This window comes from Pseudomonas sp. JS425 (genome assembly GCF_018223845.1).
GTDB lineage: Bacteria > Pseudomonadota > Gammaproteobacteria > Pseudomonadales > Pseudomonadaceae > Aquipseudomonas > Aquipseudomonas asiatica.
Map to the genome: position 1 here is coordinate 5814095 of NZ_CP073661.1, position 12436 is coordinate 5826530.

Genomic DNA, 12436 nt, shown 5'->3' on the forward strand with positions numbered 1-12436 from the left:
CTCTCACTTCTTGAGTGTAAGAGGGCTTGGCGATGATTTCCTACTTCGTTGGTCTCGACGTTTCGAAAGCGACTCTGGATGTGGGCTTTCTTCCTGAAAGTATTCCCCAGTTCCAGGTCAGGAATGACTCTGAGGGCTTTGCGCAACTGATCGCATGCCTGAACGAGCTTGAGGTCGAACGGGTCTTGCTGGAAGCCACCGGTGGCTATGAACGGGCCGTATTCAAAGCCTTGCGACTGGAGGGTTTGAACGTCGTCAGGGTCAACCCCAGGCGCTGTCGGGACTATGCGAGTGCCATGGGCAAAATTGCCAAGACTGACAAGATCGACGCCCAGATGCTGGCGCGGTTTGCCAGGGACTTCGAGGACTTGCCGCAGATAGAGCCTAATCAAGATCGGGATGAACTGGGAGAGCTCATCAAACTCCGTGGCAATCTTGTCCAGCATCGGGATGATGACAAGCGTCGGATGAAACAAACCACTTCAGCTACGGCCATTACCGTTTATACCGAGCATGTCGCTTACCTGAATGATCAGATTAAGGCCTTGGACAAGGCGATTGAGCGTGCCTCGAACGTGCTGGATCGCACGACAGCCATGCGGCTAAGGTCTGTGAAAGGGATTGGCGTCATCAGTTGTGGCACCTTCATGGCCTACCTACCTGAGCTGGGAAGCGTGACGGGGCGCGAAATTGCAGCCTTGGCTGGGTTAGCGCCGTACAACAAAGACAGCGGCAAGAAGAGTGGCCCGAGGAAGATCGAAGGCGGGCGTTACAGAGTCCGCAAGGCGGCCTACATGTCGATCTGGTCAATGATCCAGCATGTCCCAGAAGTTAGAACCCGCTATGAAGCCCTGATAGCCCGAGGCAAGCGCGCAAAAGTTGCCGCAGTGGCGTGCATGCGCGTGTTGCTGGTGCGCCTGAACGCAATGCTGCGTGACGGAACGGAGTGGAAAGAGCTCAAGCCTCAGGTACCCGCACCCTGATCACGAACGAGGATCGATTTTCTACAAATGCGGGCTTCGCCAGCGACACCGCTACGCGGTATCGAGCGAAGCCCTGCCCGAATGGCACGCTTGAAAATAAATCTCTAAAGACAGTTGCTCCCACAGGGACCGCACCAGCCTTGAAACCTGTGCAGTACCTGTGGGAGCTGGCTTGCCGGCGATAGGGCCGGAACAGGCCAACAAAAAAGGCGACCGAAGTCGCCCTTTTTCAAATGCAGCTATTACTGCACAGTTGGCGCTTCGCCGGCTTCCTGCATGCGCTGCATTTCTTGCGCGTACAGGGCGTCGAAGTTGACCGGCGAGAGCATCAGGGCCGGGAACGAACCGCGGGTCACCAGGCTGTCCAGGGTCTCGCGGGCGTACGGGAACAGGATGTTCGGGCAGAACGCACCCAGGGTGTGGCTCATCGAAGCCGCGTCCAGGTTCTTGATCAGGAAGATACCGGCCTGCTGCACTTCAGCGATGAAGGCCACTTCGTCACCGTTCTTGACGGTAACCGACAGGGTCAGTACCACCTCGTGGAAGTCGCCTTCCAGGGCTTTCTGCTTGGTGTTCAGGTCCAGGGCAACGCTCGGCTCCCAGGTCTGGCGGAAGATCTGCGGGCTTTTCGGGGCTTCGAACGACAGGTCGCGCACATAGATGCGCTGCATGGAGAACTGAGGGCTGTTGTCTTCTGCAGCAGCGCCGTTGGTCTGTTGGTCAGTCATGGCAGATCCTTATCCTAATGTTTTTGAATGCAGTGCAAATCAGGCCGCCAGCAGCGCGTCGAGCTTGCCGGCGCGCTCCAGGGCATAAAGGTCATCGCATCCACCGACGTGGGTGCTGCCGATCCAGATCTGCGGCACAGATGTACGGCCGGCCTTCTGGCTCATCTCGGCACGAACCTGTGGCTTGCCGTCGACCTTGATTTCCTCGAAGGCCACGCCCTTGCTCTCGAGCAGGTACTTGGCGCGCATGCAGTAGGGGCAGTAGTCGCTGGAATAGACGATGACGGGCTTCATATCACTTCACCAGGGGCAGGTTATCGGCTTTCCAGCTGGAAACGCCACCGCTCAGTTTGGCGGCGTTGTAACCAGCCTTGAGCAGCTCGCGGCAGATGGTGCCGGACTGCTGGCCCATCGAGTCGACGACGATCAGGGTCTTCTCTTTGTGCTTGTCCAGCTCGCTCATGCGGTTGACCAGCTTGTCCTGCGGGATGTTCACCGCACCGACGATGTGACCGGCGGAGTATTCCTTGGTCGGGCGGATGTCGATGACCAGGGCTTTCTCGGCATTGACCAGGGCAGTCAGCTGGCCGTTGCTCAGGCTCTGGCCGCCGCGACGGATTTCGTTGACCAGCAGCGCGACCAGCAAAACAACGAAGATCGCCACCAGGATGTAGTGGTTTGTCGCAAATTGAATCAGGTTAGCAACCATCTGGGGTGTTCCACGCGATTGAAAATGCCGGCCAGTATACACAGGCCCTTATTGCCACCAAAGCCCGACGGGCCGGCCGGAAAGGTACCTTCATGTTGCCACATTGGCCACGCTGGTCAGGGAACAGGACGAATATTCGCCGCCGGTGGCGCATTTGCCCTAAAATGCGTGTCTTTATCATCTTTGAACAACCGTGAGTTTGATTGATGACGAGTACGCCCAAACCCCTGGTCCTGATCATCCTGGATGGCTTCGGCCACAGCGAAAGCCCCGAATACAACGCCATCTATGCCGCCAACACACCGGTCTATGACCGCCTGCGCGCCAGCCAGCCGCATGGCCTCATTTCCGGCTCGGGCATGGATGTCGGCCTGCCGGACGGGCAGATGGGCAACTCCGAAGTCGGTCACATGAACCTCGGCGCCGGCCGCGTGGTGTACCAGGACTTCACCCGAGTGACCAAGGCCATCCGCGACGGCGAGTTCTTCGAGAACCCGGTTCTGACCGGCGCCGTGGACAAGGCAGCCAGTGCCGGCAAGGCCGTGCACATCCTCGGCCTGCTGTCGGACGGCGGCGTACACAGCCACCAGGACCACCTGGTAGCCATGGCCGAACTGGCCGCGCAGCGCGGTGCGGAAAAGATCTACCTGCACGCCTTCCTCGATGGTCGCGACACGCCACCACGCAGCGCGCAGTCGTCCATCGAACTGCTCGACGCCACCTTCGCCAAGCTGGGCAAGGGCCGCATCGCCAGCCTGATCGGCCGCTACTACGCCATGGACCGCGACAACCGCTGGGACCGCGTCAGCGCCGCCTACAACCTGATCGTGGACAGCGCTGCCGAATACACCGCCGACACCGCCTTGGCCGGCCTGGAAGCGGCCTACGCCCGCGACGAGAGCGACGAGTTCGTCAAGGCCACGCGCATCGGTGAAGCCGTCAAGGTCGAAGACGGCGATGCGGTGATCTTCATGAACTTCCGCGCCGACCGCGCTCGCGAACTGTCGCGCGTGTTCGTCGAAGCCGACTTCAACGAATTCCCGCGTGCCCGCCTGCCAAAACTGGCCGCCTACATCGGCCTGACTCAGTACTCGGCGAAAATCCCGGCCCCCGCCGCCTTCGCCCCGGCCAGCCTGAACAACGTGCTGGGCGAGTACCTGGCGAAGAACGGCAAGACCCAGCTGCGCATCGCCGAGACCGAGAAATACGCCCACGTCACCTTCTTCTTCTCCGGTGGCCGCGAAGAGCCGTTCGAAGGCGAAGAGCGCATTCTGATCCCATCGCCGAAGGTCGCCACCTACGACCTGCAGCCGGAAATGAGCGCACCGGAAGTTACCGACCGCATCGTCGAGGCTATCGAGCAACAGCGTTATGACGTGATCGTGGTCAACTACGCCAACGGCGACATGGTCGGCCATACCGGCGTGTTCGAGGCTGCGGTGAAAGCCGTCGAGGCCTTGGATGGCTGCGTCGGGCGCATCGTCGAAGCTCTGGACAAGGTCGGCGGCGAAGCGCTGATCACCGCCGACCACGGCAACGTCGAACAGATGGAAGACGAATGCACCGGCCAGGCGCACACCGCGCACACCACCGAGCCGGTGCCGTTCATCTATGTCGGCAAGCGCAACGTCAAGGTGCGTGACGGCGGCGTGCTGGCCGATGTGGCGCCGACCATGCTGAAGCTGCTGGGGCTGGAAAAGCCGGTAGAAATGACCGGCACCTCGATCCTGGTCGACGCCTGACTCGGTGCCAAAGGGGGCCGCTTTGCGGCACATTCGCAGCACAAGGCTGCTCCTACAAAGGGCTCATGCAATGCCTGTAGGAGCAGCCTTGAGCTGCGAATGGGCTGCATAGCAGCCCCAATAACACATGAATTCCAGACAAACGCCCCTCTGCACCCGCAGCGAGGCGTTTTTTTTGCCCGCCCGCGCGGGCATACTAGGCCAGTCTCCATCCTTGGTACGCCAAACCCCATGCTTCGCGCCCTGATCCTCCTAGCCCTGTCTTGCCTGCTCAGCCCGGCCTTTGCCGATGAGCGTGCGCAGACCCAGCAGCAACTGGACGCCACCCGCCAGGACATTGCCGAGCTCAAGAAGACGCTGGGCAAGCTCCAGGAAGAAAAGGCCGGTGTGCAAAAGGACCTCAAAGCCACCGAGACCGATATCGGCAACCTCGAAAAGCAGGTGGAGGCCCTGCAGCAAGAACTAAAAAAGACCGAGGGCGAGCTGGAGCGCCTTGATACCGAGAAAAAAAAACTCCAGAGCGCCCGCGTTGAACAACAGCGACTGATCGCCATCCAGGCCCGTTCGGCCTACCAGAACGGCCGCGAGGAATACCTCAAGCTGCTGCTCAACCAGCAGAACCCCGAGAAGTTTGCCCGCACCCTCACCTACTACGACTACCTGAGCAAGGCGCGCCTGGAGCAACTGCGCACCTTCAACGAGACCCTGCGCCAGCTGGCCAACGTCGAACAGGAAATCGCTACCCAGCAGCAACAGCTGCTGGCCCAGCGCGCGGACCTCGACAGCCGCCGCCAGGCCCTGGAAACCGAGCGTGGCAAGCGCCAGCAGGTGCTGGCCAAGCTCAACAGCGACATGAAGGACCGCGACCAGAAGCTGCAATCGCGCGAGCAGGATCAGGCCGACCTGTCCAAAGTACTCAAGACCATCGAGGAAACCCTCGCCCGCCAGGCCCGCGAAGCCGAAGAAGCGCGCAAGAAGGCCCTGCTGGCCCAGCAGGAAGCGGAAAAACGCCGCCAGCAGGAAGCCCTGGCCGCCGCTGCCGCCCGCGAGCAGGCCCGCGAACCGGTGGAGCCACCGAAAAAGGCCCGCACCACCCTGGGCCCGCTGGTTTCCAGCGACGGCGCGAACTACGGCGGCGCATTTTCTGCCGCACGGGGAAAACTTCCCTGGCCAGTCAATGGTCGATTGCTGGCACGTTTCGGTGATGCCCGCGGCAGCGATGCCCGTGCCAAGTGGGACGGGGTGATGATCAGCGCCAACCCGGGCACCCAGGTCCGTGCCGTGCACGGCGGGCGCGTGGTGTTCGCCGACTGGTTGCGCGGTGCCGGGCTTCTGGTCATTCTCGACCATGGCAACGGTTACCTGAGCCTGTACGGCCATAACCAGAGCCTGCTCAAGAGCGCCGGTGATATCGTCAAGGCTGGCGAGGCCATTTCCACCGTTGGCGACAGCGGCGGCCAGGACGCTTCCGGCTTGTACTTCGCCATCCGCCAGCAGGGCCGGCCTACCGACCCTTCGCAGTGGTGCCGGGGCTAAGTCAAATTTCTACGGGGTAGCCCACGGGCTGCGCCGATGCTCCCAAGGGAGCGCTTACAGGATCAGGAGTTCGTTCGACATGCTGCACTCGCCTCGTCTCACCCAGCTGGCCCTGTCCATCGCCCTGGCGGTCGGCGCGCCCCTGGCCACTGCCGCGGAGCCGGCCAAGCCGGCCGCAGTACCGGCCACCGAGGTGACCGCCAAGGCGCCACTGCCGCTTGAAGAGCTGCGCACCTTCGCCGAGGTCATGGACCGCATCAAGGCGGCCTATGTGGAGCCGGTGGATGACAAGACCCTGCTGGAAAATGCCATCAAGGGCATGCTCAGCAACCTCGACCCGCACTCGGCCTACCTCGGCCCCGAGGACTTCCAGGAGCTGCAGGAAAGCACCAGCGGCGAGTTCGGCGGGCTGGGCATCGAAGTAGGCCAGGAAGACGGCTTCATCAAGGTGGTCTCGCCGATCGACGACACCCCGGCCTCACGTGCCGGCGTGCAGGCCGGCGACCTGATCGTCAAGATCAACGGCGCCCCGACTCGTGGCCAGACCATGACCGAAGCGGTCGACAAGATGCGCGGCAAGGTGGGCGAGAAAATCACCCTGACCCTGGTGCGCGACGGCGGCAATCCCTTCGACGTGACCCTGGCCCGGGCGGTCATTCAGGTCAAGAGCGTGAAGAGCCAGCTGCTGGAGAACGACTACGGCTACATCCGTATCACCCAGTTCCAGGTCAAGACCGGCGACGAAGTAGGCAAGGCCCTGGCCAAACTGCGCAAGGACAACGGCAAGAAGCTGCGCGGCGTGGTGCTGGACCTGCGCAACAACCCGGGCGGCGTGCTGCAGTCGGCGGTGGAAGTGGCCGACCACTTCCTGACCAAGGGCCTGATCGTCTACACCAAGGGCCGCATCGCCAACTCCGAGCTGCGCTTCTCGGCCGACCCGGCAGACGCCAGCGACGGCGTGCCACTGGTTGTGCTGATCAACGGCGGCAGTGCCTCGGCCTCGGAAATTGTCGCCGGCGCCCTGCAAGACCAGAAACGCGCCGTGCTGATGGGCACCGACAGCTTCGGCAAAGGCTCGGTGCAGACCGTGCTGCCACTGGCCAACGATCGTGCGCTGAAGCTCACCACCGCGCTGTACTTCACCCCCAACGGCCGCTCGATCCAGGCCCAGGGCATCGTCCCCGACATCGAAGTGCGCCCGGCCAAGCTCACCGCCGAAGCCGACACCGACAACTTCAAGGAAGCCGACCTGCAGGGCCACCTGGGCAACGGCAACGGCGGCGCCGACCGACCGACCGGCAGCGGCAAGCGCAAGGAGCGCCCGCAGGATGACGACTTCCAGCTGAGCCAGGCCCTGAGCCTGCTCAAAGGCCTGAACATCACCAAGGGCGACTGATCCACCCCATGCGTTATCTGCTGTGTCTGCTGTTCTGCCTGATGGCCGGGGTCGCGCAAGCGGCACCGGCCGGCAAGGCCTACATGAGCATCATCATCGACGACCTGGGCCAGAGCAGCGAGCGCGACAGCCGTACCTTGGCCCTGCCCGGCCCGGTGACCATGGCGATCATGCCCGACACCCCGCATGCCACAACGTTCGCCCGTCAGGCGCACAAGGCCGGCAAGACGGTGATCCTGCACATGCCCATGGACCCGGCCACCGGCCCTTACGCGTGGCACCCCGGCACGCCGATCGATGAACTGGCCAAACGCCTGGACGCAGCCCTGGCCAAGGTTCCGTATGCCGCCGGCATCAACAACCACATGGGCAGCCTCATGACCGCCCAGCGTGAGCCGATGGCCTGGCTGATGGGAGAACTGCAGCGCCGACACCTGTTCTTCGTCGACAGCCGCACCAGCGCCGCCACCGTAGCGGCGGCCGAGGCCCAGGCGCTGGGGCTGGCACATGTTTCGCGGGATGTGTTCCTGGATGACGTGCGCACCCCCGAGGCGATTACCCTACAGCTTCAGCAAGGCATCGCACTGGCGCGCAAGCAGGGTTCTGCCGTGCTGATCGGCCACCCCTACCCGCAGACACTTGAAGTATTGGCGCACGAGCTACCACACCTGCGCAGCCAGGGCGTCAGGCTGATAAACCTGCAGCAGATGATCGCCGAGCGGAGTAATCAGGCCATGCCCGCACATGGCAAGCATGGCCGCTACAGCAACCGCTGAAACATCCACCACTTGGCCGCTGCACTATTCGGGTGGAAGCCTTCAGTCGAACGGAATGATCCCGTCTACCTGCTCCAGGCGCAGGTCACCGCGGTAGATCGATAGCAGCTCTTTACGCTGGGTCGCTGCACGCAACTGGGCCTTGCGCCCTAGCTTGCGCTCCCTCCAGAGCTTGAGGTGGCCTTTGACGAACTCGCGTGCCGCTGCACTTTCACTCGTATAGTGGAAGTGCGCCTCCCACACACAAATGCCCTGTGTTCGCCCAGTCGCCGGCGGCCGACGGATCTCGTAGATGTCGAGGTAGTCCTCGACACTGATCCGCTTCCGCTCAGGGACGCGAGAGATGGTCACTAGGCGCCGCTTCCACAGAAACCGCAAACTTTCAGCCGTGGGACGGTGGCTAGAAAGGTATAGTTCCGTCAAACATTCATCATGCGAAGTTTCCAGCCGGGTGATGCCATCGCTCAGCGCCTCGATCACCTGTTTCGTCGAGTCGAGACGCGGCAACCGCCCAAGCACTTCTTCAAGTTTTTCCTTATGCCCGTCAATGATGGTTGAAAGACTAATGGGCTGATCAGACTTGATATATTGCCTGGCAAGCTTGATGACCGACTCGATGTCACCTATCAGCGCTTGCGCCTGCTTGGTGAGCGCACCCGAAGCCACGGGCGTTACTAAATCCTCTGGAGTAACCGTGACATCCTCGACCCACTTCCCATCCTTTTCACGGAACGTTTTCAGCACGGCCTTGCGATAGTCGAGTTGCTCAATGACCGACCGCCCATCGACCTCCCGCTGTAGGCCGACAACGCTCCTGCCCCGCTGGGTCCGCACGACTCGGCGCTTACCGCCGCGGGCGGGGTAAAGTGATACCCGCGGCCTTGGCTGCTCGGCCAGCTCCTGCTCGCGCACGAGCTCCTCAAACGCAGCCTCGGCCCTTGCCTTCAATCCCTTCAGAACCCTTCGGTAGTCTTGCAGCGACGCCGCTCTGATCGCCTTGCCGCCAAAACTGCGCAGGTACTCACTCATGGCCAGCGCCTGCTCGTAGGCGTCCACCACACCTTTCAGAATTTCAATGCGTTCCACGGTAGAGAACACGCCTCCCGCAAGATCTGCATGAGCGGCCCCGGCGCTCTGCAATTCAGGCCCATTCAGATAGGCCTCGTATTCCACGAGTACGCGCTCGTCGACCTCCGCCAGGCGGTCCAGGCTAGCTTCCGCCAAGTCCGTCAACTGACGAAACGCCAGGCCTGTTGCCGACAGCCGACGCCGCTCGATGAGACCGTTGAGTTCCTTCGTTTTACTCATACTCTTGCCAGTGACGGCATCGGTAAAGACAATCTCGTCGTCCTTGAGCGTGCACTCCAGTAGCCGGTCGAAGTCGACCAATATTTTTTCAAGGTCGCGCTCCCACTCCACCACTTGCTGAAGCTTTGTGTAGAAGTCCCGATAGTGCTGCTTCTCACCTTCCAGTTCAGGCAGGACGACCAGGGATTCGGCAAGCGTGTTTATATCAGCAGCGTTAATCAGGCTCGCCAATTCGTTGTAGTAACTTTCGCAGTTCGAGATCAGCTCTTGCCGGCTTGAACTGCGTTGCTGCTTCAAGGCGTCTTCCAGGCTGAGCCCATAAGAGCTCAGCGGAATGATCTTGGTGAGTACCTCATCGTGCTCGAGCGCGTTGCGTATCACACTTTTCAAATCAGCCAGAACCCGCAACTTGGCTTGGTGATTGAGTGACTCCAGGAGTTTGACCCGTTCACTGCCGCTGCTTCTGGCCGCCTCGAGCTTCTTGGTACTGTCCAGCAGAAACTCACGATGTTTGCGGAATTCCTCGCTAAGTGCGTTATTTTTCAGGGTCAAGTTTTTTTCAAGGTCCATCAATTCTTCAAGCTTCTGCCTGTTCTGCCGCTGCAGAATTTCCCGGCGGGTTTTCGGCCCTCCACCCAACAGTCGCAATGACCGGTCGATGCGCCATGCGCCGTTTTCCAAACTTAGCCAAGGCCCGATGCTGCCCTGCGGACCGACGATGCGGACCTGATCAGTGATCAGCTCGACCCTGTAGACCTCTGCACCCATCTGCGCATATAGCCGATCTTCGATCTGGTACAGCCCTTTGGTAGAGCCTGAAACCACCGGCGTTCGAGCGCTCAAGTCCTGGCCCGAGCGTAGCGCCTTGAGCGATTCACGCTGGGACGGTGTTATCCAGTTGAAACCCTGGTTTCCTCGCCAGGAGAAGTCCAGTTGAATGCCAGTCAGAGACCCTGGCAGCCCCACCTTGCCTTGAGCAGGCACCACCTGCTGCTGGCTGCCTGACGGCAAGGGCCGAGCGCCCCACTCCAACGCCACGGCAGAAGGGGGCGACGCCAGTTGTGGGCCGGGCAACCGCGCGTGCATCAGGGTCATGCCGACGTTGAGTATCAGGTCGACCACCGCAGCCGAACGCTCGAACTCGCTGCCTTCACTCAAAGCCGACACATCGTCCCTGACTGCCGCAACACCCTGCGCCAACCAGGCCACAACGGCGACAGGCCCTCGCAGCAGCGGCGTAACGGTCTGGAACAGCAACCAGGCACCGCGCTCGAGCAGCGCCCAGCGGCTTTCGGCATTGGACGTGACATCTTGCTCTGCAATCGCCACCAGCAGGTCACGATTGGCGTTGTAGAGCTTGGTATCCACATCGATGCTCCACAGACGCAGGGCAAGCTGTGCCGACTCAGGCAGCAGCAAAGGGTCTCCTCCCACGTGCACCAGGCGAGTGTCAGCGCTCAGATCGCTGTGGTAGAACGCACGCGCTTCAGCGCTCATCCACTGCAAGATGCTCGCTTGCAGCGACTCCGACTGGGCAATGTAGGCTTTGAGTTTATCCAGGCTGGCAAACTCCCGGAGCGCTTCGCTTTTGTACAATGGCCGATAGAGCAGAACCACGGAAGGCTCCGCGCAATACAGCAGGTACATGCCCGAGACCAGGTCGTAGCGTTCGGACTGGGTAGCCGTGGTGAATGCCAGCGGGATCAACGACGCCGCCGGCCCCGCGCTGTAAAAGCCTCGGCAGTAGTCGGTAACAACCTGCAGACCGGCATCACTGAGCCTGCGCTCCAGCCTCGCGTCGAGCGCACTGAATATCATCGTCTGCCGCCATTCGCGGGCAAAACGCTCGACCCGTTGCGGGCGCTTCACGGGCTCGTTCATGGCCTGCGCCACATACGCGGGATATTTGCCGCCTATATCAACGCGCTGGACCAGTTCACGCAGGTAGGCGCCTGTCAGCCAAGGCATGATCAACTGGTCATTCTTATGCCGGATACCGGTGATGACGGCATCACCCAGCGAGCTGAGGTTACCGATGGCGAATTCGGTCAACGTCTTGTCGGCAAGCCGTACCCACGGCTCCCCACCGCCCGCCCCAGTAGCAGCACCACCCGGCACGCCTTGGGACAACTTGAGCTCCAGTATCAGATCATCAGGCTGGTAATTGGCCTCGAGCGGATAGTCCGCCAGTAGCGCTTCGCGAAGTTTCTGGCGGGTATAGGAATGCAGATCCAGAATCTCATCCGGCGCCGTGGAGCCTTCGCATATCGCCTGCTCCAGGGCCAGTTCGAATACCGCATCCTGATAGGCAAAACTGTCAGCCGCCTTGGCCTTGAGCAGGCCAGGCAGGGGCTTCGCCGGCTCATCCTGACCGACGAAGTAGCCGTCGATGAACCACTGCTCCGGGGCGCTCAGCGCGTCGAACACCTGCTCCAGTTCCGCCACGTTACCCAGGTGATAATGCCGGACGCCGCTGGCACGGGTAAGCATATTGTCCAGCAGAAGTGCCGTTTGCTGGGCGAAAATATCGCCTTCCAGCTCCTGACGGTGCCAGGTGAATGCATCGTATTGGAACCGTTCAGCCAATGTGTCCCGCAGGGCTTCGGCAAACTCATCAAGCGAATCGAACGCACGAACAACGCTTGAGGGAGAACACCACAGCACGACCTGCCTTTCATCCCATTCTCCGGTAACCAGCAGCATGGTCTGCATCTCGCGGGTTTGCTGCCGCGCAAATCCAGTTGCACTTCCACGACGAACACTGAAGGCGATGCCGTACCACCACCCAGCAGCCCGTGCACACAGGCCTGCTGCTGGGCATCCAGGCCCTGCAGAGGCAAATTACTCAGCAATGCTGTCTTCAGCAGCAACTGCAACCAGCGGTCGCGTGACACACCTGCTGAGCCAATGGCTTGCCAGTAGTCGATCTGCGCCTGGCACCAGTCTTCGTCCAACTGCGCGATCAATGCGTCGAAACCATCCGTCCCGGCAACCAGTTGTATCACACCGAATGCGTCATCGGCCCCTGGGAACAGGACAGGGGAAGCCAGAGTCAGCGCAAAAGCTCGCCCGTTTATCGGCTCCAGATCTAGCGACTTGCCATCCAGCCAAGCCTGCAGCACTGCATCAATCAGGGGCTTTCGATCCCAGTGCGGCTGGCTTGGATGAGGTATCAGCAGCTCCAGCGCTTCAGCGGTAAGTACCGGTTCGACATCAGTCAACACTGGGTGCCGCACTTTCAGCTGCGCCAGCAATTGG

The 12436-nt window shown here is 61.2% G+C and carries 9 protein-coding genes; 5 read left to right on the forward strand and 4 right to left on the reverse strand.

Going from position 1 to position 12436, the window contains the following annotated elements; all coding sequences use genetic code 11:
• Positions 1-32: 32 nt before the first annotated feature.
• Positions 33-983, forward strand: coding sequence for an IS110 family transposase (locus KDB76_RS26705; protein WP_013970357.1), 951 nt, complete (start codon positions 33-35; stop codon positions 981-983).
• Between the two features lie 242 nt (positions 984-1225).
• Here the strand turns inward: KDB76_RS26705 and secB are convergent, their stop codons facing one another.
• From secB to KDB76_RS26720, 3 genes are read right to left on the reverse strand one after another with little or no spacing between them, the layout of a single operon-like run.
• A complete protein-coding gene (gene secB, locus KDB76_RS26710) occupies positions 1226-1711 on the reverse strand; it encodes a protein-export chaperone SecB (RefSeq protein ID WP_013974581.1) in 486 nt (161 codons plus the stop codon).
• 39 nt (positions 1712-1750) lie between these two features.
• On the reverse strand, positions 1751-2005 hold the full coding sequence (gene grxC, locus KDB76_RS26715) for a glutaredoxin 3 (protein WP_003249204.1): 255 nt from the start codon (positions 2003-2005) through the stop codon (positions 1751-1753).
• A 1-nt stretch (position 2006) separates the two neighbouring features.
• A complete protein-coding gene (locus KDB76_RS26720; RefSeq protein ID WP_003259887.1) occupies positions 2007-2420 on the reverse strand; it encodes a rhodanese-like domain-containing protein in 414 nt (137 codons plus the stop codon).
• A gap of 206 nt (positions 2421-2626) precedes the next feature.
• Between KDB76_RS26720 and gpmI the strand changes: the two genes are divergently transcribed.
• From gpmI to KDB76_RS26740, 4 genes are all read left to right on the forward strand, one after another.
• A complete protein-coding gene (gpmI, locus tag KDB76_RS26725) occupies positions 2627-4162 on the forward strand; it encodes a 2,3-bisphosphoglycerate-independent phosphoglycerate mutase (RefSeq protein WP_013974582.1) in 1536 nt (511 codons plus the stop codon).
• A 231-nt stretch (positions 4163-4393) separates the two neighbouring features.
• Positions 4394-5698, forward strand: a complete 1305-nt coding sequence (locus tag KDB76_RS26730) for a murein hydrolase activator EnvC (protein WP_038410203.1) — start codon at positions 4394-4396, stop codon at positions 5696-5698.
• Between the two features lie 79 nt (positions 5699-5777).
• On the forward strand, positions 5778-7094 hold the full coding sequence (locus KDB76_RS26735) for a S41 family peptidase (protein WP_023660970.1): 1317 nt from the start codon (positions 5778-5780) through the stop codon (positions 7092-7094).
• 8 nt (positions 7095-7102) lie between these two features.
• Positions 7103-7870, forward strand: coding sequence for a divergent polysaccharide deacetylase family protein (locus KDB76_RS26740; protein WP_024087848.1), 768 nt, complete (start codon positions 7103-7105; stop codon positions 7868-7870).
• A 42-nt stretch (positions 7871-7912) separates the two neighbouring features.
• Here the strand turns inward: KDB76_RS26740 and KDB76_RS26745 are convergent, their stop codons facing one another.
• The gene (locus KDB76_RS26745; RefSeq protein ID WP_212632206.1) at positions 7913-11881 is read right to left on the reverse strand and encodes a DUF6543 domain-containing protein; all 3969 of its coding nucleotides are present in this window, start codon (positions 11879-11881) and stop codon (positions 7913-7915) included.
• Positions 11882-12436: the final 555 nt, after the last annotated feature.